The following is a 3,243-nucleotide window of genomic DNA, read 5'->3' as shown; positions in this document are numbered from 1 at the left end:
TTCCGGTCCCGTCAGAGACGGCAGACGCGAGCATCGGAGGGCAGCATGGCCGCCCGTAAGCGCAATACCCCATCCGCCGAGCAAACAGCCCTCGATCTGGGCATCCCAGTGGGTTTATACCCATTGGTCGAACACCTACCCTATCGGTCCTATTGCACCAATGACTTTGGCGGAGGCCTTCGCATCCGGACCCGGAAGCAGGCCTTAGCCTACCGATACATCCAACACAATCCGCCAGCCCAGGTCTGGACTATCGTGCTGGACGTGGACCACCGTATTTGCGACCCCGAAACATTCGCCTATTGCTGGGAGACCCAAGACCCAGAGGGGCCGACCCCGAACGCCATAGCGATCAATCCGAAAAATGGCCACGGCCACCTGTTCTATTTCCTCGAGGCTGGCGTTACCCGCACTCAGGCAGGCAGGGAAGCCCCCTTGCGGTATCTGGCAGCCATAGAACGTGCCCTATGCGCCAAGATGGATGCCGACCACCTCTATGTCGGCCTTGTAAGCAAAAACCTGATCCACCCGCATTGGCTAACCCATATATTCCACGATCGCCGCTGGACCCTTGGTGAACTGGCGGAGTATCTCGACCTCGATGCGGCCAATGCTAGGCGCTATGTCCCCAACACCCCAGAGGAAGCCTACCAAGAGGGCCGAAACGTATTCCTGTTCCATACGGCCCGTAAATGGGCCTACAGCGCGATTAGGGACTATTGGGCACCCAATGGCCTACCCCGATGGCAGGATGCGATTTTGGGGCATTTACGGGCCATTAACGGGCAATTTCACGCGCCCCTCCATGAACCAGAACTCAGGACGATAGCCAAGAGCATTGCCAAGTGGACCTGGCGGCACATTACGCCTGCAGGACTGCAAGACCTCATCGAGCGCACCCATACGCCGGAGCTACAGGCCGAGAGAGGCAGGCTTGGAGGCATAGCCAGCGGCAAGGCCCGCAGGGAGGCTAGAGAGCAGGATCGCGCTACCGCAAGACTCCTGCGGGCGCGGGGATGCAGCTATCGGGAGATCGCGCGGGCACTCGGCATTAACCACGAAACAGCACGAAACTACTGCCGGTCGTAGTGGGTGTCTAACGAAGCCTATATCAGATAACAGCCAGCCGGGGCGGCTTGAGCGTAGCGAAAGAACCGCCCCGAGTCGGCTGGGCCGCAGGCAGGTAGGGAGGCAAAGCCGACCGGCCACCTGCCGTCGCGGCTTCCACGGGTTTGCTGATAGTGGCACCTGATCCCGTCATAGCAGCGGGGAAGCCCAGATCGACAGATCAGAAAACTGAATCAGGCTGGCCGAGACCTAGCGAGCTTGCGAGCGCAGGTCGTAGGGCAGCCCCCGAAGGCCGTAGGCCGAAGGGAGAACGGGGGAAAGCGTATCCTTCAAGACATCGGCCAAGGGTAGTCGAGGCCTCCATGTCTGGCACGGAGGGTGAGAGGGTCCGGGAGAGAGGGTTCAGGCATGCCACGAAAAGTGGCGGGCCTGATTCTCGAATTTTGGAGAGGCCTTGGCGGGGTCATCCACAGCCTTATCCGCCGTTTTTGTGGATGGGTGGGGTATTTCCCCATCCCCCACTCCTAGAATCGTTTCTAGGGCAAATTTGGAGCCTTGGCGGGGATTCTGGTTTGCCTGCTCTAGTGACTACGGCAGTCATCGCCTGAGCGGGTGTTATGCCGTGCTGCGCGTCCGTCTCTTTCGCGAGCGAGTAACGCGAGCGAAGCGAAAGAGACGGACGGGGAGAAGCCAATAGCAACGGGGGTTTTCAGCGATATTTTGCTGTATGAAATTTCATGAAATCCCCCTCCGTGTCCAATGGCGACGCGACCGCCGCAGACTGAAAGCGTCATCGGAAATGCCAACAGTACGGGCGCGACTGCGATAGCCAGGAGCGCCGATCTCAACCGCCTGTCTCTTTTGCGAACCGAAGGTGAGCGAAAGAGACAGGCGGAGGCCGCTAATAGTTATCTTTTTGATTTATCATCCGAGAATTCCTCAAACCCCGCCCATTTTTTTGCGGGTATCATGCAGAATCACCCCGCAAACCGGCTTTTTGGAGTCCCTGGCGCGCGTCCGGCTCGATGCGGACCTGTGCGGTGCATGGGCTGGATGGCCTGCCAATGGATCGAGGATGGCTTGGCTTCCGTGCCTATAGCTGGCGACTGTGCAGGACCCCCATAGATAAAATCACCCATCATCAGCGACGGGGTTGTGCCATGCCAGGGGCCGATTCCATAGTTAGGCTTATAGCTTTCTGTAACAGTTTTTCCCTGTCTGTTGCCCTGTTCTAGTGTGATTCGATAGCTCCTTATTCCTGCTTCCGTTGCGTTTCTGTAACTGGTTAAGCATCGCTTGCATTGGCTGTCTGGTCAGCATTGATTACCGTGTTTATTGAGATCGGCTCATTGCCTTTTTGGAACATCGTTGAGCGATTTCCCCTATCTCATGGGTGTCAAAAATTCTCTGCAGGATGGCCCATGTAAACCGCGCAGGGTTTCCATGGTGCGTAGAAGCCGCTCGACTACGTCTCGCAACCCCACTCATCCTGCAAGTAAGATATACGGAGACTGCAAGAAAGCGCTCAAGAACTCTGTTGTTCAGAAAATCCGAAATTCCAGTTTTCCAGCAGATAGTTAAGGGTTTCTCTAACAAGAAACCAGCGTGGCAGGGAAAAGCCCTGCACTAGGAGGTCTAGCTGCAGTCGTAACCGGCACCTTTGAGCGGGTGCTATGCCGTTCCAGCAAATACCACATGCAATCCGATTAGCTGGACGCTGGTATCCGGCTTGTGATGCGATTGTGCCACCGATGGGTTAATGGTCTGCCCGGTAGCTTGGATTTTCCCCGTTTCTATTGCTGGAGATTGCTTTGCTATGGACACATGCACCCTACCCAAAGGTAGGGGATGCGTATGTTTCACCGCTGCTGCTGCGGTAGGTCATAAGCGTCTGAGCGGTGTCCTTTCCTATACCCTATCCAATCAGCATCATTGAGTTGCCCATGAAGTCATTTCGTTATTCAGGGAGGCGCAACCAACCATGGAAAAACTACTCGAAAAAGACCAGAAGCGGATATTGCAATCCCTACAGGAAAACGGCCCCCAGACCGCACACGAACTGGCCCAATCCTTAAGAGGCTGCGGAAAAAATCTGCAAAAACATCGGATTTCTTCCTGGCCGTCTAAAAATTTGTTCGGTTAAGCCTCTTGCCAGTCCCCCTATCGCCGTTTTCC

1 protein-coding gene is annotated in these 3,243 nt (G+C 56.0%); it reads left to right on the top strand.

Annotated features, from left to right (window positions below; translation table 11 throughout):
* Positions 1 to 1,089, top strand: a 1,089-nt coding sequence (locus tag RTI30_RS13445) for a replication initiation protein (RefSeq protein WP_312284033.1), incomplete at its 5' end; no start/stop codon positions are given.
* Positions 1,090 to 3,243 lie beyond the last annotated feature (2,154 nt).

The organism is Candidatus Igneacidithiobacillus taiwanensis, assembly GCF_031962545.1.
In the GTDB taxonomy this organism is placed as follows: Bacteria; Pseudomonadota; Gammaproteobacteria; order Acidithiobacillales; family Acidithiobacillaceae; genus Igneacidithiobacillus; species Igneacidithiobacillus taiwanensis.
This window is presented reverse-complemented; position numbering and strand designations above follow the sequence as displayed.